Here is an 18,462-nt window from a genome sequence, read left to right on the forward strand (position 1 = left end):
GGTTCACCCCTTGCAGATACAACTCCGGCCGACGGGACAGTAGTTGACGTTGGGGATCATGGCGCCGGTGTTCGCGCTCATGAAGCCGCCGCTGAAGTCGGTGTACGCCTCGGCGCTGTCGCACCGGTCGCGGAGGCCGGGGCGGCGCCTATCCCGCCCGGTAGAGTTGCGAGGCCGCCGCCCGCCCGCGTGACCCCCGTCCGCACGCCGCGCGGCCCGCCCCCCCTCCCATGGTCGCCGCGATGCCGGGGCGTCCGAGCATGACAGGTTTGTTTTCTCTTGCCTTTCTTCGTATCGTCCCCGGCCGCTTGGCGGCGTGGGGTGAGTCGTTCGTCCTGGTTGTCCGATCCGCGGGTGCTGCGTACCGAGGTGCTGGCGGGGGTCGTGGTCGCGCTGGCGTTGGTTCCGGAGGCGATCTCGTTCTCTGTGATCGCCGGGGTCGATCCGGCCATCGGGCTGTTCGCGTCGTTCACGATGGCCGTGGTCACGGCCGTCGTCGGCGGGCGGCCGGCCATGATCTCCGCGGCGACCGGCGCCGTCGCCCTGGTCATCGCCCCGGTCAACCGTGAGCACGGCTTCGGTTACCTGATCGCCACCGTCATCCTGGCCGGTGTCTTCCAGATCGTCCTCGGCGCGCTCGGCGTCGCGCGGCTGATGCGGTTCGTGCCGCGCAGTGTGATGGTCGGCTTCGTGAACGCTCTGGCGATCCTGGTGTTCCTGGCGCAGGTGCCGGAGCTGACGGGCGTGCCGTGGCCGGTGTATCCGCTGCTCGCGGCGGGGCTCGCGATGATGGTGGTCTTCCCGAGAATCACCAAGGCGGTTCCGGCGCCGCTGGTGTCCATCGCCGTCCTCACCGCCGTCACGGTCGCGGCCGGGATCGCGGTGCCGACCGTGGGCGACAAGGGCAGGCTGCCGTCGTCGCTGCCGGTGCCGGGGCTGCCGGCCGTGCCGTTCACCCTGGACACGCTGACCACCATCGCCCCCTACGCGCTAGCGATGGCGCTGGTCGGGCTGATGGAGTCGCTGATGACCGCGCGGCTCGTGGACGATCTCACCGACACCCCTTCCTCCAAGACGCGCGAGTCCGTCGGGCAGGGCATCGCCAACATCGTCACCGGGCTCCTCGGCGGCATGGGCGGGTGCGCGGTGATCGGGCAGACGATGATCAACGTACGGGTCTCCGGGGCCCGTACGCGGCTGTCCACCTTCCTCGCGGGAGCCTTCCTCCTCACGCTCTGCGTCGCGTTCGGGCCGGTCGTCTCCGCCATCCCCATGGCCGCGCTGGTCGCGGTGATGGTGATGGTGTGCTGCGCGACCTTCGACTGGCATTCCGTCGCGCCGAAGACGCTCCGGCGGATGCCCGCCGGGGAGATCGCCGTCATGGTGATCACCGTGGTGTGTGTGGTCACCACCCACAATCTCGCCGTCGGTGTGGTGACCGGCTCGCTCACCGCGCTGGCCGTCTTCGCCCGGCGCGTGGCGCGGCTGGCCGAGGTCACCGCCGTCACCGACCCCGACGGCGACGCGGTGATCTACCGGGTGACCGGCGCGCTCTTCTTCGCGTCGGCCGACGGGCTGGCCGGGCGGTTCGACTACGCGGGCGACCCCGACAGGGTGATCATCGACCTCTCCGCCGCCCACATCTGGGACGCCTCCTCCGTCGCCGCCCTGGACGCCGTCGAGACGAAGTACGCCCAGCGCGGCAAGACGGTCGAGATCACGGGCCTGAACGAGCGCAGCGCCCGCATCCACGGGACGCTCAGCGGGGAACTGGCGGCCAAGGACTGACCGTCAGCGGAGGGCGTCCAGGGCCGCGACGATGTCGCTCGGCTCGGCCCGCTTCGTGTAGTCCGTGTCGACGAACGCCCAGCGGATCACCCCAGTCCCGTCGATGACGTACGTCGCCGGGACCGGGAGCGTGCGGGAGTGGCCGCCGTTGGAGCGGTGGAGGTCGATGCCGAGCCGGGTGTAGACGGCGGCCAGGTCGTCGGGGAGGTCGAAGGCGAGGCCGTACTGCCGCGCGACGGCGGAGCCGGGGTCGCTCAGCACGTCGAAGTCCAGCGCGTGCTTCTCGGAGAGGGTGAGGGACTCGTCCGGGACCTGCGGGGAGACGGCCATCAGCCGGGCGCCGCGCGCGGTGATCGCCTCGTGGTGCCGCTGGAGGGCGCGGAGCGCGAGGTTGCAGTACGGGCACCAGGCACCCCGGTAGAAGGTCAGGACCACAGGGCCCTCGGCGCGGAGCGCGTCCAGCGAGAGCGTTCCGCCGGTGGCCGTGGCGAGGGCGAAGCCCGGGGCCTTGTCGCCGGTGGTGAGGGCGCGAGCGGCCTGCCCGGAGTCGGCCAGCTCCTGGTCCGCCCGTCGCATGACCTCGCGGATCTCGGCGGGGATGTCCTGCTGGCGTGCGGTGTAGAAGGCGCGCAGTTCGGTGTTGAGCGTCGTCATGGTGCTCGTCCCTCCCGGACTCATCCTGAAACGGTCGTTCCAAGATAGCGGCCTGCCTCTTGATCCGGGGCGCGTATCTTGGAATCGGCGTTTCAAGACGGCGAGGGACGGACCATGCCGGACATCAAGCACTTCGACCCCGACACCGCCCTGGACACCGTGGTGCGGCTGTTCTGGCGGCAGGGTGCGGCCTCCACCGGCATCCAGGACGTGGTGAGCGCGACCGGGCTCAACCGGTCCAGCCTGTACGCCACGTTCGGCGGCAAGCGGGAGCTGTACCGCGCCGCGCTCCGGCGCTATGTGGAGCAGTGGTCCTGGCCCGCGTTCCACCGGCTGACCGAGGACGGACGAGGGCTGCCCGCCGTCGCCGAGTTCTTCGGCGCGCTGGTCGAGATCCGCTGCACGGGTGAGTACGCCCGCTGGGGCTGCATGATCGCCAACGCGCACGCCGGGGGCGAGAACGACGACCCCGAGGTACGGGACCTGCTGGAGCGGCATCATCAGCGGCTGCGGGACGCCCTGCGCGCCGCCCTCGCGGGTGCCGAGCGGCAGGGGCAGCTCGCGCCGGGTACGGACCTCGACGCCTCCGCGGAACTGCTCGCCCTCCTCGCCTACGGCGTCAACCTCCGCTCCCGCACCGGCGCCGAGCCCGCGACCCTGCACCGGACCGTCGCCGTCGCGCTCGACTCGATCAGGGGCGGCGGCGCGGCGCCGAACTCCCACTAGCGGCGGCGCCGCGCCCCCTCCGCGCACCCCACGCACATCGTGGCGGCGGGCCGGATCGCCAGCCGTTCCGGCGGGATCGGACGGCCGCACTGTTCGCAGTGGCCGTAGGTGCCCTCGGCCAGGCGGGTCAGGGCATCGTCCAGGGTGTCCAGGTGGGCCTCGGCCTGCTTGAGGAGGGAGGCGACGTGGGCGCGTTCGAAGGCGGTGCTGGATCCTTCGGGGTCGTGTTCGTCGTCCACCGCGACCAGGGCGTTCGCCTCGACAATCGCCTGGAAGTCCCTGCTCAGCGCCTTGATCCGGGCGTTCGTGGCCGCGCGTTCCGCTGCCAGGCGGTCGCGGACCTCCGTCGTCCAGTCGGTCATTTCATCGCAAACGATGACTTTTGCGGACGTATTCCGCCGTGGATACGGTGCGTGCGCGGGGACGTGGGGCACCCGGAGGCTAGGCAGCGTCCCGAGCCGCCGCAGCCGCCGTGGGAAGACTCCGGCCCGCTGCGGCGAGAGCCAGGGTCACGGCGACCGACGCCGCCGCCATCGCCGTCATCGCCGTTGCCGGAGAGGTGAGTTGGGCGATCGTTCCGGCCAGGGCCGCGCTCGCGCCCTGGAGGGTCAGCATGCCCGCGGAGTGCAACCCCAGGGCGTGCCCGGCGAGTTCGTCCGGGGTCAGGGCCATCAGCCGCTCCTGCTGGACCAGGCTCGCTCCGAAGCCGACGGAGGCGAGCGTCACGCACACCATCGCCACCGGCAGCGGCGGACGCGCGGCGAAGAGCAGGTACGGCACCGCCAGCAGAAGCAGCAGCGGGGTCGCGAGGCGGCTCCGCACCCCGGGCGGGAGCAGACGGCCCACGGACACGTCCCCCGCGAACATGCCGAGCGCCGCGCAGGCGAACAGCGTGCCCGCCGCGCCGGGGGCGTACGACACGTAGAGCGATTCGCAGCCGACGACCAGGCCGTTGGGCACCCACAGCCCCAGATAGGTCAGGCGGCGCGAACGGTCCGACCACAGGCGGGCGTTGGTGCGCCAGGTGACTGCGGGGGACGGGCAGCCACCGACCCGGGGCGGGCGCGCGGAGAGGCCGAGGCGCAGCAGCGGCGCGGCCGTCAGATACAGGGCCGCCGCCAGGAGCAGGCAGCTGCGCGGGGAGAGGGCCGTCAGCAGGGCGCCGCCGGTGACGTACCCGGCGATCTGCGCCAGCCCGCTCATCATGTTGAAGAGCGAACGCCCGGGCAGATAGCCGTCCTTGCTCAGGATCTCGTTCAGCAGACCCCAGCGGACCCCGACGCCGAGCGAGGAGACGAGGCCGAGGAGCAGGACGATCAGCAGGAGCATGCCCGCGGGGAGGCCGGGGAGGGACTGGAGTGCCGTACCCGCCGCGAAGGCCAGCGCGATGACGGACAGGGCGGTGCGCGGGGGCAGTCGGTCGGCGCCGGAGAGCAGCACGGTCGCGCCGAGGACTTGGGCGAGGGAGGGGCCGAACATGCTGAGCGCCGCGAGCAGCGGGGAGCCGGTGGCGCGGTAGACGAGGGTGCCGAGGGCGAGTCCGCCGAGGGTCTGGGCGGCGGTCTGGGCGGCCGAGCCGAGGAACAGCGGGGTGAACTCCGGTGTGCGGAACAGGGATCGGTAACGGGGCATGACCGGAGTCTCAAATCTCGCCGCCCGCGCCGATATTGTTTCGCCGGTGCGCGAAAGGTCGTGAGGGGGAGCCGACTTGGGGTGGTGGCAGCTCGACGCCGACACGCTCGCGCGCGGGCGGTTCGTGATCTCGCCGCTCGCCGAGACCTTCGCCGCGCTGTGGCTGCTGCACACGGGGAGCGGCACGCATCCGGGGGAACGGGAGTGGCTGCGCGCCCATCTCCGGCGCTATCAAGCCCTGTTGGCCGCCGAGCCGGTCACCGCGCGCCTCGTCCAAGCCGGGCTCGGCCGCAACTGGACCGCCGACTTCCTGACCCCGGTTCCCCGTCCCGGGGAGGACTTCGCCACCGAGGTGGCGCGGGTGCGGGCCGCCCGTCCTGCCGACGCCCGCGCCCATCTGCTGCTCTCGATCGAGGGCCCGGTCCCCGCCGTACTGGAGCGGGACGACCTGCCCGAGCGGGCGGCCACGCTCCTCGAGTGGGTGTGGGAGGCGACGGTACGGCCCACCTGGGAGCGGCGCCGGAAGGTGCTTGAGGCGGATGTGCTGGCGCGCACGGCGCGGGTGAGCCGGGACGGCTGGGCCGGTGTGCTGGACTCGCTGCGGCCGGGGCGGACACGGTGGCTCGGGGACAGCCGCCTCCAGGTCAACCTCCAGACGTATCCCCCGCGCGACATCTCGGGCGCCGAGCTGTTCTTCGTCCCGGTGACCCCGCAGCGCGGCGGCTGGGTGGCCTGGGAGGACGGGGTGCGCTACGCCAAGGTCTACCCCTGCGCCGGTTCCCTCGCCTGGCACCCCGAGCGCCCGGCCCCCGCGAGCCTGGGCGCCCTGCTCGGCCCGGCCCGCGCGGCCGTCCTCCTGCTCCTCGCCTCCCCCATGAGCACCACCCAGCTGACCGCGGTCACCGGCCGGCCCCTCGGCTCGGTCGGCCGCCACCTGAAGGTGCTGCGGGAGGCGGGCCTGGTCGTACGCCGCCGGGCCGGGCGCTCGGTGCTGTACGAGCGCACGGCTGCGGGGGACGGGGTGGTGAGGGCGGCGGGTCGGCCTGCGGAGGACGGGGCGGTACGGCGCGCCGGGGACCGTACGGCGGCGGGGCGGTCCGCCGGGAGCGCGCCGGTGGCGGGGCGGGCAGCCCAGGACGGCTCGACGACCAGGCGGTCCGCCGAGCGCGGAGGATCGTCCCCCCGGTTAGCATCCGCCCATGACGACAACCGATGACAACACCCCCGTACTGGACACCCCCATCGGCGCCCTCCAAGGCGGCGAAGCCTCTCTCGCGCGCTACGCGGGTGGGCCCGTCCTGATCGTGAACGTGGCCTCCAAGTGCGGGCTGACCCCGCAGTACACCGGTCTTGAGCGGCTTCAGGAGCGGTACGGCGATCGTGGCTTCACCGTGGTCGGGGTGCCCTGCAACCAGTTCATGGGCCAGGAGCCCGGCTCCGCCGAGGAGATCGCGGAGTTCTGCTCGGCGACGTACGGCGTGACCTTCCCGCTCACCGAGAAGGTCGAGGTGAACGGCGCCGGACGGCACCCGCTCTACCAGCGCCTCGTGGACTTCGCGGACGCCGAGGGCCACACCGGTGACATCCGCTGGAACTTCGAGAAGTTCCTGATCGGCCGCGACGGCACCGTCGTCGCCCGCTTCTCCCCGCGGACCGAGCCGGAGTCGGCGGAGATCGTCACCGCGATCGAGACCCAGCTCGGCTGACCGGTCGACCGGGCGGTCCGGGTGCGGTGGAACCGGCGGGGAGGCTGGCTCGTACCCGGATCGTGCGGGCTCAGACGGCGTGTCCGCGGCTGCCGACCGCGTTCGAGGCGGTGGAACGGTGGGAGCGCGGAGCCCCCTCGGCGAGGACGGCGTCAGGCCGAGAGGGCTTCGCGGGGTGGTGCGTGTGCTGTTGTCCTCGAAGCATCGGTCGCGCTTCTACGAGGGCGGTGGTGGACCGGGAGCGGTCCCTTACGCCTTGACCGAGGCCACGAAGGTGTTCCAGGCCGTGGCCGGGAAGGCCAGCACGGGCCCCTCGGTCACCTTGGAGTCGCGAACGGCGAGTTCGGCGGCGGTCGGCGACTTGACCTCGACGCAGGCGCCGTTGCCCGCGGAATAGGAGGACTTCATCCACGTCTCCGAAGCGCCCTGAATCAGTGCCATGTCCACTCCTGTTGCGAGTTGCGGTGGTGCGGTTCACGCCAACCCTGTCGATCGATTGGCGTGATCGACGCTACCCGGCAACGGCCATGTGTGGCTGGGCCGTTCACCCGAGCGGATGGCATATTCCAAACGCGCCTCCGCTCGGGTGGCCCGACGGTGTACGATCCCTCGCCACTTGTCCGGCGGGGTCAGTCCGCGAAGTTTTTCGCCGCCTTCGCGATGAACTCCCGGGAATGTTCCACACTGAGGGACTGTGCCCGCAGATGCTCGTACATCACCGCGTACTTCTGCACGTCGGGCGCCTTCTCCAGATACAGGTCGCTGGTGACGCCCTCCAGGTAGACCACGCTGGAGTCGGACGCGTCGGCGAACTCCAGGATGGCGTACTGGCCGTTGAGCCCCGGGTGCGCGCCCGCCTCGAACGGCAGGACCTGCACGGTGACATGGGGCAGCTGGCACATCTCGATCAGGTGCTCCAGCTGCTCGCGCATCACCAGCCTGCTGCCCACCACCCGGTGCAGCGCGGCCTCGTCCAGGACGACCCACAGCCGCAGCGGGTTGGCCTCCTCGGTGACCCTTTCCTGCCTGCGCATACGGACGTTGACCCGCTTGTCGATCTCGGCGGCCGACGTCTCCGGCAGCGCGCCGTGCACCAGCGCCTCGGCGTACGCCCGGGTCTGCAACAGGCCCGTCACCAGCTGGGGTTCGTACACCCGCAGCGACTGCGCGGCCGACTCCAGGCCGATGTACACGCTGTACGGGATGTCCCCGAAGGTGTGCCACCAGCCCTGCTGGCGCGAGTCGCGGGCCATCTCCATCAGCGAGTCGACCACGCGCTGGTCCTCGACCTCGTAGACCCCGCACAGGTCGCGCACGTCGCGCTGGCTGATGCTGCGGCGGCCGTTCTCCAGCCTGCTGATCTTCGACTGCGACACGAGCAGGCGGTCGGCCACCTCTTCGGCGGTCATGCCCTTCGCCTCACGGAGTCTGCGCAGCTCCTGGCCGAGACGGCGCCGCCTGACAGTGGGATTGACATTGGACGCCACGGTTAGCGCACCTCCGGCTGCCTGCCTGTTCCTGACACTTTGTGTATCTGCTGTTGAGCAGACTGCCACCACAGTGCTTTCTACCGCTGGAAAACATCGGATATGCGGCGCGTACGCGTCAGTTCGGACATGATTCGGGTGAACGCCGAGGCGGCGGGGCGACGTTCGCCCCACCGCCTCGGTGCCGGCCGTGCCGGTGGATCAGTGCGCGGCGGCCCGCGCCATGGGTCCGTGATGCGGCTGCATCGGCACCCCGTGGGCCGGTTCGGCCCGCGCGGGACCGCTCGGCCGGGGCGGCCCGGCCTGGCCCCGCCGGGGCTGCGCGGCGGCCCCGTTCTGCACGTCCATGACGGCGTGGGCGACGAGCCCGCCCATCGGGTCGTGCCGGATGAGGTCGCGCAGCCGGGAACGGGACGAGCGGCCCTCGTTGCCCGGGTAGAGGTGCTTGCCCAGGCCCACGGCGTGCGCCAGTGCGGCGAGCGCGGCGGTCCGTGGGTCCGGTGGTACGCCGGTGCGGATCGCGGCGTCCAGGCGGGCGCGGATCTCGCGGCTGATCGCCGTGTCCGTCGCCTGGTACCGCGTGGTCGGCAGCACCCCGCACATCTGGCCCGCGACCGCGGCGACCATTCCGCACCGTTCGAGGTGCGACAGATAGGTCTGGCGCAGGCCCAGTCGTGGGCCGCCGATCCAGTGGACGGCACGCACCGGGGCGCCGCGCCTGCGCAGCAGCTCCAACGCGCTGTCCAGAGTCGGATCTCCTGTCGGCCGTGGCACCACCACGGCGATACGATCCCCGTCTGGGGCTATCCGTCCGGCCAGCGCCAGCTCCACTAGCTGTGCACCGGCCAGACCGAGGTCGAGCGACTGCGGCTGCGCAGTGGTACCCGTGGCCGGGTCCAGTGCGAGCAGCAGAAGCTCTTCCGGAATTGTTCTGCGGCTCCTGCCCATCCATGCCTCCCCGCGTGGATGAATGACAGGGTGACGCCTCTCACATTCATCTGTCGAGAGTGCGTGCCCGGTTCGTGGGGGAACCGGTAGGTATGTCGTTCTCGTCTACCACCCTGGGCAAGCCCCCACACAGGACACTGGTACATGGTTCGGACAGGGCGCGCGGCGAGCGTGCGGCGCATGGAGGAGGCATCGGTGGCGGGCGAGTCCCCCGACAGGTCGAAGCAGGGTTACTCCGTCGGTTCGGCGGAGGGGGTGGATTCGGCCGGGTCCGAGGACCGGTCCGCCGGGGCGGGGGTGTCGGGTGGGGTCAACTCCGGTGCGGGCGACGTGAATAACTCGACCGACGCCTCCGGCGGGGGCGCCACCGTGAAGACCTCGACCGGGTCCGCCTCCGGCGCGGGGGTCAACTCCGTCGAGGGCGACGGCGACTCCGCCACGAAGACTTCGGGGAAGTCCCGCTCCGGCTCCTCCGGTGACGCTGGCGACAACGTTTCCGCGGGTGGCGCCGACGCGGCCGAGGGCGATTCCGCTTCGCGTGCCGGTGGCGCCGCCGAGAGCGACAGCAAGCCGTCCGCCGAGGGCTCTGCCAAGGGCGGCAACGATTCCGCTGACGCGGCCAAGGGTGCCGTCAGGGGCTCCTCCGCTTCGCGCGCCGGTGGCTCCGCCGCCGCGAGCAAGAGCAGCGGCTCCGCCAGGGGCTCCTCCCGGGCGGCCAAGGGTGCTTCCGCCCCGCGCGACGGCTCTCCCGAGAACGTTACCGAGGGTGCCTCCCCCGTAGCCAAGGGGGCTTCCGCCTCGGGCGCCGAGGGCGTTCGTGAGGGCGACGACGAGAGTTCCGCTGGCGCGGCCAAGGGTGCTGCTGCTGCGGAGACCGGCGATGCCTCCAAGTCGCCCAAGGGCGCGGCCGGGGAGCGTTCCGCCTCGGGCGCCGAGGACGTTCGTGAGGGCGGCGGGAGTTCCGCTGACGCGGCCAAGAGCAGCGGCTCCGCCGGGGCGGCCAAGGGTGCTGCTGCTTCGGACGCCGACGATGCCTCCAAGCTGTCCGCCAAGGGCGGCAACGGTTCCGCTGACGCGGCCGAGGGGCCCGCCGGGGACTCCTCCAGGACGGGCAACGGTGCTGCTGCTTCGGACGCCGACGATGCCGCTGACGCGACCGAGAACAGCGGCGCTGCCGACGTGTCCGAGGGGCCCGCCGGGGGCTCCTCCCGGGCGGGCAACGGTGCTGCTGCCTCGGACGCCGACGGTGCCAAGGGCGGCGACGATTCCGCTGGCTCGGTTCAGGGTTCCTCCCGGGCAGCCGAGAGCGCTTCCGCTTCGGACGCCGCCAAGTCGTCCGCCAAGAGTGACAGCGAGGACGCTGGCGCGGACCAGGGCTCCGTCGGGGGCTCCTCCAGCGCCGCCAAGGGTCGTTCCGCTTCGGGTGCCGTTGGTGCCCCCGAGAAGGCCGAGGGCAGCTCCGCCGACAAGCCGGGCCTCATTGGGAAGTCCGAGGGCACGTCCGCCTCCGGTACCAAGGCCAGCCCCGCCAGTACCTCCAAGTCGGCGTCCGCCCCTGGCTCCGCCGGGCCGAAGGCCGAGGACGAACCGGCTCCCGCCGCCAAGCTCGAAGACACGACGGCCCAGGCGGGGAAGGCCGCCTCTGCCTCCGAGCCGGAGTCTGCCGGGACGCCCGAGGGCAAGGGCACCCCTGCCTCCAAGTCGGACCCCGCCGAGGACAAGCCGACCTCCGGGAGCAAGTCCGGCTCCGACGGCAAGGTCACCGCTGCCGAGAAGTCCGGCCAGGATGCCCCCGGCGGGAAGTCGACCCGGGCCGGGACGCCCGAGGGCAAGAGCACCCCCGCCTCTAAGCCGGGCGCCGCCTCCGGCTCCGCCGAGGGCAAGCCGACCTCCGGCACCAAGTCCGACTCCGCCGACGCCCGCGACACCAAGCCCGGCCAGGCCGCTCCCAGCGGCAAGTCGGCCGCCGCCAGGACATCCGAGGGCAAGACCGCCTCCGGCTCCGAGCCCGGCCCCGCCGACAAGGCCGACCAGGCCGCCCTCGACGGCAAGTCGACCCCGGCCGAAACGCCCGAGAGCAAGAGCACCCCTGCCCCCAAGCCAGGCCCCGCCGAGGACAAGCCGACCCCCGGCACCACGTCTGGCTCCGCCGACACCCGCAGCACCAAGCCCGGCCAGGACACCCCCGGCGGCAAGTCGGCCGCCGCCAGGACAGCCGAGGGCAAGACCGCCTCCGGCTCCGAGCCCGGCCCCGCCGACAAGGCCGACCAGGCCGCCCTCGACGGCAAGTCGACCCCGGCCGAGACGCCCGAGAGCAAGAGCACCCCTGCTTCCAAGCCGGGCCCCGCCGACACCCGTAATAGCAAGCCCGGACCGGCCGCCCCCGGCTCCGCCGACAAGGCCGACCAGGTCGCCCTCAGCGGCAAGTCGGCCGAGGCACCCGAGGGCAAGAGTGCCCCCGCCGCCGAGCCGGGCCCCGCCGACACCGCCACGCAGAAGCCGACCCCCGGCTCCAAGCCCGGCCAGGACACCCCCGGTGGCAAGTCGGTCGTCGCCGGGACGCCCGAGGGCAAGGCCGCCCCCGCTGCCGAGCCGGGCCCTGCCGACAAGGCCGTCTCCGGATCCGCCGAGGACGAGCCGGCCTCCGGTGCCGAGCCCGGCTCCGCCGGCACCTCCGGCAGCAAGGTCGCCGACAAGGCCGACCGGGACGCCCCCGGTGGCAAAGTCATCCCCGCCCCCAAGCCCAACCCCGACGACGAGCCCCCCGCCAAGGCGGCCCCCGTCGATCAGCCCACCACCACTCTCCGCTCCCCCAAGCAGCCGGGGAAGGATCAGGCGACCACCACGTTGCGGGCGCCGAAGGGGGTGGATCAGCCGACCGCGATGTTGAAGGTGCCGGAGCGGGAGGGGGAGAAGACCAGTCGGTTCGTCGCGCTCAAGGGGGACATAAGGACCGCGACGCCGCCCGCGGAGGAGACGCGGAGCGTGCCGCAGGTGGGGCCGGAGCGGACGACGCAGCAGCCGTTGCCGCCGAAGCCGCCGCTGGATCTGCTGGCCGAGCTGACGAACACCCCGCCGCCGCCGGAGACGCCGGTGCGGACGCTGGTGCGCAGGGTCAAGATCTGGACGCCGCTGGTGCTGCTGCTGGTGGTGATCCTGGGCGTCGTACAGGCGCTCAGGCCGCTGCCGCAGCCCACGCTGGAGCTGACCGCGAAGGACACCTACACCTTCCCCGGCACCACCGACATCCCGTGGCCCACCGACGGCCAGGCCGCGCTGGACGTGCAGGGCGTCGGCACCTTCGGCTCCTCCGGCTCGGACAAGCCCGTGCCGACCGCGAGTGTCGCCAAGGTGATGACCGCGTATCTGATCCTGCGCGACCACCCGCTGAAGAGCGGCGAGAAGGGTCCGAAGATCGAGATCGACAAGACGGCCGAGTCGCAGTCGAAGGCGGGCCAGGAGTCGACGGTGGTCGTCACCGCGGGTGACCGGATCACCGAGCGCGAGGCGCTGGAGGACATCCTGCTGGCGTCGGCGAACAACATCGCCCGCCTGGTCGCCCGCTGGGACGCCGGTTCGGTGGACGCGTTCGTCGCCAAGATGAACACCACCGCGAAGCGGCTCGGTATGAAGAACACCAAGTACACCGACCCCTCCGGCCTGACCGACTCGACGGTCAGCACCGCCCGGGACCAGGTGAGGCTGGCGAAGGCCGCGATGGCGTACCCCGCGTTCCGCGAGGTCGCGGCGATGATGTCGTACACCGACTACAAGGGCACGTACCACTCCAACTGGAACCAGCTCGTCGGGCACAACAACGTCGTCGGCATCAAGACCGGCACCACCACCTCCGCCCTCGGCAACCTGGTGTTCGCCGCGAAGCAGGACGTGGACGGCCAGACGCGTCTGATCATCGGTGCCGCGATGCGCCAGCCCCCCGCCAAGTCCGACAACTCGATCCTCACCGGTGTGCTGGAGGCGGGCGACAAGCTGATCCGGGCCGCGCAGGGCGCCCTGAAGTCGGCGACGGTCCTGAAGAAGGGCACGGTCGTCGGGTACGTGGACGACGGTCTCGGCGGCCGGACCCCGGTCGAGGTGACCGAGGACGTGAAGGCGACCGGCTGGGCGGGTCTGAAGGTGAAGCTGTCCTTCGCCGGTGACACCGTCCCGCACACCGCGAAGGCCGGTACGAAGGTGGGTTCCCTGACCGTCGGTGACGGCTCGGCGGGTGCGGTCCAGGTCCCCGTCGCGCTGCGTGACGACCTGGCCGAGCCCGGTCTGGGCAGCAAGCTGACCCGCCTGGGCTGAGCCCCGCGCCCGTGCCAGGCCGCACCCCGTCGCAGGTGTTCCCACCCGGGAGCCGTGCGGCGGGGTGCGTGCTAGCGTCACGAAACGGGGCAGGTCACCGGTCACGGGACAAGGCCGCACAGCGGGACGAGGACCGGCCGGGAGCACGCGGGGGACAGGTGGCCGGGAAGAGCAGACGGGACACGGGGAGTGCCTTCAGGTGGCCACAGCCGAGCCGACACGCGCCGACCACACCGAGGGCGGTGACCGCATGAGCCCCGAGTCCGGCACGGACACCGGCACGCGGACCCGCGTGCCCGCCGACCCGCGCGCCAAGGGCCGTACGGCCTGGCGCCGTTGGCCCCACGAGCACCCCGTCCTCTTCATCACCGCCCTCGCCGCCGTGCTGCACGTGATCTGGTTCTTCACATCGGCCAACAGCGGCGGCGACCTCGCGGCGCAGGACGCCTGGGCGGAGTTCGTCGGGCGGCACCCGGACTCGGCGTACAACCTCGCCTGGTACGGCGGCATGCACCCGGTGTCGTACAGCGTCCTGTCGCCGTATCTGATGTCCGTGCTCGGCGTGCGGACGACCATGATGATCGCGGGCACGTTCTCGGCCGGGCTGCTGACCCTGATCCTGGTGCGCGGCCGGGCGGTGCGTGAGCCGCTGTGGCCCGCGCTGGCCGGGGTGTTCGCGCTGATGGGCAACGCGGCCTCGGGCCGGGTGACGTTCGGGCTCGGCACGATGTTCGCGCTCGGCGCGGTCGCGGCGGTCTTCTGCTGGCCGTACCAGGGCCGGTACGCGAGCTGGGCGAAGGCGCTTGCGGCGGCCCCGCTGGCGCTGCTCGCCGGGGTGTTCGCGCTGCTTGCCGGGGCGGTGTCCGGCTGGGTGGCGTACGGACTTGCCGCGCTGTTCGGGATCGGCGCGATCGCGGTGCTGCTCTACTGGCCCTACGAGGGCCGCTACAAGCGCTGGGCGAAGGCGCTGGCCGCCGCCCCGCTGGCCGCGCTCGCGACGATGGCCTCGCCGGTGGCGGGGCTGTTCGTGGGCCTGGTGGCGGTCGCGCTGTTCCTCCAGAAGCGGCGCCCTGGCGCGTGGGCGCTGGGGCTGGCCCCGGCGGCCGTGGTGGCGCTGTCGGCGTGGCTGTTCCCGTTCTCGGGCACCCAGCCGATGACGTTCGGCTCGGTGGTCATGCCGCTGCTGTACGGGCTGCTGTGTCTGGTGCTGGTGCCGCGCACGTGGGTGACGGTGCGGCTGACGGCCGGGGTCTACAGCCTGAGCGTGGTGCTGGTGTGGCTGATCAGCTCGCAGATCGGCTCGAACATCTCGCGGCTTCCGATGCTGTTCGCGGGCGCGACGCTGGTGGCCGCGCTGCCGTTCGCGGTGCCGCGCACGCACAAGTGGTACGCGCTGGTGCTGGCCATCGCCGGGTTCGTGGGCTGGATCGGCTTCAAGTCGGTGGACGACGTGATCCACACGACCCCGGCCGCGTCCTGGGCGCGTGAGCTGGCCCCGCTGGTGAACGAACTCCAGCAGGTGGGCGCGGAGAAGGGCCGGGTGGAGGTCGTCCCGGCCCGCTCGCACCGCGAGGCGTCCGCGCTCGCGCCGTACGTGAACCTGGCGCGCGGCTGGAACCGCCAGGCCGACATGGAGCGCAACCCGCTCTTCTACGACGACACCCTCAACTCGGCCAACTACCACGAGTGGCTGCGGCGCTGGGCCGTGCACTACGTGGTGCTGCCCAGGGCGGACGACCCGGACGGCGACGGCGGGGAGCGCGAGCGGGAGCTGGTGCTGCGCGGGATGCCGTATCTGAGGCAGGTGTGGGGGAACGCGGACTGGCAGCTGTTCCGGGTGACGGACCCGGTGCCGCTGGCCGAGCCGAACGCGGTGGTGCTGCGGGCCGAGCAGGGCGAGATGACCCTGAAGGTGAGCAGGGCGGGCCGCATCCTGATCCGGATCCCGTACTCGCCCTGGCTGAGCGTGGTGGACGAGCACGGCAAGCCGCTCAAGCCGCCGCAGGAGACCGCTGCGTCCAAGGAGCGGGCGGAGGGCGTGCCGAAGACGTACGTCAACGTCAACGGCTGCCTGGCCGAGACTCCGCAGGACGCGGCGGGCGACGCCTGGACGGTGCTGCTGGCGCCGAGGGCGGGGACGTACCACCTGGCGGCGCCGTATCAGCTGCCGCGCGGGACGCCGTGTCCCCAGGAGCTGCGGGACGCCCAGGGGTGAGATCCGGCCGTGCACCGGCCCGTACCCGCTCACACGCACTCACACACGCTCACACCTGTGAACGCGTGAGCAAAGCGTTCACACCTGACCGGGAATGGCCTGGCGAGGCCGGTTTGCGCGGCTGATCGGACCGTTCGTGGTCCATTACAGTGCTGCCCGTCGGCCGGACGCGAGGTGCCGTGAGGGGGTCTGCATGGGTGCGACGAGCGGCGCCGTCTGGGGTCGCACCGAACAGCAGGACTTCCGCAGCCGGGTGCGCGGCACCCTGCTCGGCATCGCGCTCGGGGACACGCTGGGCGCCCCCGTGGACGTGCTCGGCCTGGACGAGATCCGCTCCGCGTACGGCGCCGAGGGCGTGCTCGACCTGGGCTTCGCGCACGGGCGGCGCGGTGCGGTCACCCACCACACCCAGCTCACCCTGTTCACGGTGGACGGCCTGATCCGCGCGCAGGTCCGCCGGGACACCGGCGCCTGGCATCCGCCGACCGATCTGCACCGGGCGTACTTGCGCTGGCGGGCGACCCAGCGGGACTGGGGGCCCGACGAGCGGCGCAAGGAGGACGGCTGGCTGGCCCGCGAGGAGTGGCTGTACGCCCGCAGGGAGCCTCCGAGGTCGCTGCTGAGCGGGCTCGGGGACGAGGTGATGGGCACGCTGGAGCGGCCGAAGAACCCCGGCGAGCTGGGGCCTGAGGCGGTGGCGCGCTCGGGGCCTTTCGGGCTGCTGGTGGGCTGGGAGCCGCAGCTGGTGGCGCAGTTGTCCGTCGAGTGCGCGGCGCAGACCCACGGCCATCCCGTCGCGTGCCTGACGGCCGGGGCGTACGCCGTGATCGTGCACGCCCTCGCGCGCGGCGAGGATCTGGACGCGGCCGTGTGGGGCGCGGTGGCGCTGCTGTCGGCGCGGCCGGGCCACCAGCCGGTCGTGGAGGCGCTCCAGCACGCGGTGAACGCGGTGCGCCTTGGCCCGCCGAACCCGGTCCGGGTGGAGGAGCTGGCCGGGGACGGCACGGCGGACGGGCTGCTCGCGGCGGCCGTCTACTGCGCGCTGGCGGCCGACGACGTACGCCTCGGCCTGTGCCTCTCGGTGAACCAGTCCGGCCCGTCCGCCGCCGCCGGGGCCCTCACCGGGGGGCTGCTCGGGGCGCTGCACGGCGAGACGGCCCTGCCCCCGGCGTGGCTCGCCGAGCTGGAGGGCCGTCCCACCATCCTGGAGCTGGCCGACGACTTCGCCATGGAGATGACCCAGGGCCCGGCCCTGCACAGCCCGGCGGGCTCGGCGCCGGGGTGGCTGGCGCGCTATCCGCGCGCCTGAGCCGGGGCCGGTACGGCCGCTTCCGCGCCGTCGCCGTCGGTGTTGATCCGCTCGATGACGGCCAGCCGCTCGGGGGTGTCCTCGGGCTTGATCAGGCCGATGACGACGTAGAGGACCAGGGAGACGGCGAGCGGGACGGAGACCTGGTACTGGAGCGGGACTCCGCCCTGGACCTGCCAGCTGATGGGGTAGTTGACCAGCCAGAAGGCCAGCAGTCCGGCGGCCCAGCTGGTGAGCGCGGCGGTCGGCCCCGAGCGGCGGAAGGGGCGCAGCAGGCCGAGCATCATCGGGATGGCGATGGGGCCCATGAGCCCGGCGACCCACTTGATGACGACCGTGATGATGTCCTTCAGGGCGGGCGAGTCGACCTGGGTGGCGACCGCCATCGACAGGCCGAGGAAGACCACGGTGGTCACCCGGGCCGCGAGGAGTCCCACCCGCTCGCCCCACACCCGCGCCCGCCGCCACAGCACGGGGACGACGTCCCGGGTGAAGACGGCCGCGACGGCGTTGGCGTCGGAGGAGCACATGGCCATGGTGTGGGAGAAGAAGCCGACGACCACGAGTCCCAACAGGCCGTGCGGCAGCAGCTGTTCGGCCATCAGGGCGTAGGAGTCGGAGCCGTCGGGCTTCTGGGCCGTCACCAGGAGCGGGGCGAGCCACATCGGCAGGAACAGCACCAGGGGCCACACCAGCCACAGCAGCGCGGAGAGGCGGGCGGAGCGCTCGGCCTCGCGGGCGGAGGCGGTGGCCATGTAGCGCTGGGCCTGGTTGAGCATGCCGCCGTTGTACTCGAAGAGCTTGATGAACAGGAACGCCAGCAGGAAGACGGTGCCGTAGGGGCCCGCGAGCGGGGTGCCGTGGCCGCGCAGGGCGGGCTGGTCCCAGGCGTCGAGCAGGCCGATGTGCCGGTCGCCCAGCTTCACGGCGACCGCGACGAGCATCGCGAGCCCGGCGAGCAACTGGATGACGAACTGGCCGAGTTCGGTGAGCGCGTCCGCCCACAGGCCGCCGATGGTGCAGTAGACGGCGGTGATCGCGCCGGTGATGAGGATGCCCTGGTTCAGGGACAGGCCGGTGAACACCGAGAGCAGGGTGGCGATGGCGGCCCACTTGGCGCCCACGTCCACGATCTTCAGCAGCATCCCGGACCAGGCGAGTGCCTGCTGGGTGCGCAGGTCGTAGCGGTTCTTCAGGTACTCCAAGGGGGAGGCCACGCGCAGCCGGGAGCGCAGGCGGTTGACGCGGGGCGCGAAGAGCCGGGAGCCGATGGCGATGCCGATCGCGATGGGCAGGGCCCAGGTCACGTAGGAGGTGACGCCGTAGACGTAGGCGATGCCCGCGTAGCCGGTGAACATCACCGCGCTGTAGCCCGACATGTGGTGCGAGATGCCGGACAGCCACCAGGGCATCCGGCCGCCCGCGGTGAAGAAGTCGCCCACGTCGTCCACGCGCCGGTGCGACCAGATGCCGATGGCCACCATCACGCCGAAGTAGCCGATCAGCACGGCCCAGTCGAGACCGTTCATGTCTCACCCTCCAGCGTCCGCAGCCATGTTCGGCAGTCAGGGATGTGAACTCCGGGTACGACCATGGGGGTTGGGGCGTGGAGGCGTCGAGTCACGGGGAGGTAAAATCGTTCGCCGGGGTGACTGACGTTCAGATGTATGAACCCGAGCGGGGGTGCTG

General features: G+C 72.2%; 13 protein-coding genes and 1 pseudogene. 7 read left to right on the forward strand and 7 right to left on the reverse strand.

All coding sequences use genetic code 11. From position 1 onward, the window contains the following. Positions 1-354 precede the first annotated feature (354 nt). Positions 355-1,788 (forward strand): SulP family inorganic anion transporter, encoded by a 1,434-nt coding sequence (locus tag B079_RS0123205; RefSeq protein WP_018548236.1) that lies wholly within the window; start codon positions 355-357, stop codon positions 1,786-1,788. 3 nt (positions 1,789-1,791) lie between these two features. On the opposite strand, the gene B079_RS0123210 is transcribed toward B079_RS0123205, so the two are convergent. After that, complete coding sequence (locus B079_RS0123210; RefSeq protein ID WP_018548237.1) at positions 1,792-2,442, reverse strand: peroxiredoxin-like family protein; 651 nt, start codon at positions 2,440-2,442, stop codon at positions 1,792-1,794. Positions 2,443-2,556: 114 nt separating this feature from the next. Here B079_RS0123210 and B079_RS0123215 point away from each other — a divergent pair, with 114 nt between their 5' ends. Further along, the gene (locus B079_RS0123215) at positions 2,557-3,168 is read left to right on the forward strand and encodes a TetR/AcrR family transcriptional regulator (RefSeq protein WP_018548238.1); all 612 of its coding nucleotides are present in this window, start codon (positions 2,557-2,559) and stop codon (positions 3,166-3,168) included. On the opposite strand, the gene B079_RS0123220 is transcribed toward B079_RS0123215, so the two are convergent. Together B079_RS0123220 and B079_RS0123225 are read right to left on the reverse strand one after the other, a co-directional pair. Then, on the reverse strand, positions 3,165-3,530 hold the full coding sequence (locus B079_RS0123220) for a TraR/DksA family transcriptional regulator (protein ID WP_018548239.1): 366 nt from the start codon (positions 3,528-3,530) through the stop codon (positions 3,165-3,167). The two genes, B079_RS0123215 and B079_RS0123220, sit on opposite strands and share 4 nt — an antisense overlap. 79 nt (positions 3,531-3,609) lie before the next feature. Next, positions 3,610-4,800 carry a hypothetical protein gene (locus B079_RS0123225; RefSeq protein ID WP_018548240.1) on the reverse strand — a complete coding sequence of 397 codons (1,191 nt, stop codon included), beginning with the start codon at positions 4,798-4,800 and terminating at the stop codon, positions 3,610-3,612. 76 nt (positions 4,801-4,876) lie between these two features. Here B079_RS0123225 and B079_RS0123230 point away from each other — a divergent pair, with 76 nt between their 5' ends. Beyond that, positions 4,877-6,016 (forward strand): helix-turn-helix domain-containing protein, encoded by a 1,140-nt coding sequence (locus tag B079_RS0123230; RefSeq protein WP_018548241.1) that lies wholly within the window; start codon positions 4,877-4,879, stop codon positions 6,014-6,016. Then, the gene (locus B079_RS0123235) at positions 6,000-6,506 is read left to right on the forward strand and encodes a glutathione peroxidase (RefSeq protein ID WP_018548242.1); all 507 of its coding nucleotides are present in this window, start codon (positions 6,000-6,002) and stop codon (positions 6,504-6,506) included. Before B079_RS0123230 ends, B079_RS0123235 begins: the two co-directional genes overlap by 17 nt. Before the next feature lie 249 nt (positions 6,507-6,755). Here the strand turns inward: B079_RS0123235 and B079_RS0123240 are convergent, their stop codons facing one another. The 3 genes from B079_RS0123240 to B079_RS0123250 form a co-directional block, all read right to left on the reverse strand. After that, entirely contained in the window at positions 6,756-6,947 is a 192-nt protein-coding gene (locus B079_RS0123240; protein ID WP_018548243.1) for a DUF397 domain-containing protein, read from the reverse strand. 188 nt (positions 6,948-7,135) lie between these two features. Next, the gene (locus B079_RS0123245) at positions 7,136-7,993 is read right to left on the reverse strand and encodes a helix-turn-helix domain-containing protein (protein ID WP_026248995.1); all 858 of its coding nucleotides are present in this window, start codon (positions 7,991-7,993) and stop codon (positions 7,136-7,138) included. 201 nt (positions 7,994-8,194) lie between these two features. Further along, a complete protein-coding gene (locus B079_RS0123250) occupies positions 8,195-8,941 on the reverse strand; it encodes a GOLPH3/VPS74 family protein (RefSeq protein WP_026248996.1) in 747 nt (248 codons plus the stop codon). A 2,508-nt stretch (positions 8,942-11,449) separates the two neighbouring features. Between B079_RS0123250 and B079_RS36620 the strand changes: the two are divergent. The 3 genes and pseudogenes from B079_RS36620 to B079_RS0123265 all read left to right on the forward strand — a co-directional run. Beyond that, a pseudogene (locus B079_RS36620) lies at positions 11,450-13,249 on the forward strand (D-alanyl-D-alanine carboxypeptidase); the annotation flags it as partial. Between the two features lie 199 nt (positions 13,250-13,448). Further along, complete coding sequence (locus tag B079_RS0123260; protein ID WP_018548247.1) at positions 13,449-15,464, forward strand: hypothetical protein; 2,016 nt, start codon at positions 13,449-13,451, stop codon at positions 15,462-15,464. A 193-nt stretch (positions 15,465-15,657) separates the two neighbouring features. Continuing rightward, entirely contained in the window at positions 15,658-16,773 is a 1,116-nt protein-coding gene (locus B079_RS0123265) for an ADP-ribosylglycohydrolase family protein (RefSeq protein ID WP_018548248.1), read from the forward strand. Here B079_RS0123265 and B079_RS0123270 read toward each other — a convergent pair. Further along, positions 16,758-18,302, reverse strand: coding sequence for a sodium:solute symporter family protein (locus B079_RS0123270; RefSeq protein WP_018548249.1), 1,545 nt, complete (start codon positions 18,300-18,302; stop codon positions 16,758-16,760). The two genes, B079_RS0123265 and B079_RS0123270, sit on opposite strands and share 16 nt — an antisense overlap. Positions 18,303-18,462: the final 160 nt, after the last annotated feature.

This window comes from Streptomyces sp. LaPpAH-108, assembly GCF_000373625.1.
In the GTDB taxonomy this organism is placed as follows: domain Bacteria; phylum Actinomycetota; class Actinomycetes; order Streptomycetales; family Streptomycetaceae; genus Streptomyces.